We start from the raw sequence: 657 nt of genomic DNA, 5'->3' as shown, positions 1-657 counted from the left end.
ACTTTGCAGGGCAAAGTGTAGTGTGTTACACCCTGTAAACGCAGTCGGAAAAATCAGGGGATTTTTCTGACCGCAAGGGTGGCTTTACGAGCCGAAAAGGGCGAGCAAAGCCCACGCCTGCATCTTGCGTTTACGGGGTGTTCTCCCGTAGGGATGACAGCGGCGGGGATATCCCAATATTGCCGTCACCACCGTCACCGCTGTCACCCGCAGGACAGAGCCGCCGATTTTACATACATCCGCTATGACGGTGACAGTGGCAGGGGGTATCCCAAAAACACCGTCATCACCGTCATGACCGTCACGCATAAGGTAAAGCCGCCAATGTCACATAGGTTTAAATGTCGGTGGCAACAGCAAGGGAAATCATCCGTCCGCTGCTCCTGCGGCTGAAATCATAACGGATATGGTTTTCAAGCAGGAAGTCAGGGCGGTACTCGTTCATCCATTTTGTCAAGACATTTGCCGCTGTTTCTGTTTCCCCCAGAGCGTCTAATAACTCTGTGGCTGTGCCAGTCCATTCCTCTTTGTCCTGCATAAAATTTACAATCCGAAAAAGGACGTCTGGTATCGCTTCTTTGGCAAGCTGTTCCTGCTCCTTACGCTCCACCAGTTCCCAACTGCAATCACGGAAACGGAGCGTGAACTCCTGATAGG

The 657-nt window shown here is 51.9% G+C and carries 1 protein-coding gene and 1 pseudogene; both read right to left on the bottom strand.

Features of this window, described 5'->3' with window-relative positions:
• Positions 1-84 precede the first annotated feature (84 nt).
• Positions 85-309, bottom strand: a complete 225-nt coding sequence (locus tag E5329_RS30265) for a hypothetical protein (RefSeq protein ID WP_168356820.1) — start codon at positions 307-309, stop codon at positions 85-87.
• A 28-nt stretch (positions 310-337) separates the two neighbouring features.
• Positions 338-657: pseudogene (locus E5329_RS29270) on the bottom strand (AAA family ATPase); the annotation flags it as partial.

It is taken from the genome of Petralouisia muris (genome assembly GCF_004793545.1).
In the GTDB taxonomy this organism is placed as follows: Bacteria; Bacillota; Clostridia; order Lachnospirales; family Lachnospiraceae; genus Petralouisia; species Petralouisia muris.
Note: the sequence above shows the minus strand (reverse complement) of the source record. Positions and strands in the feature narration are given on the sequence as shown.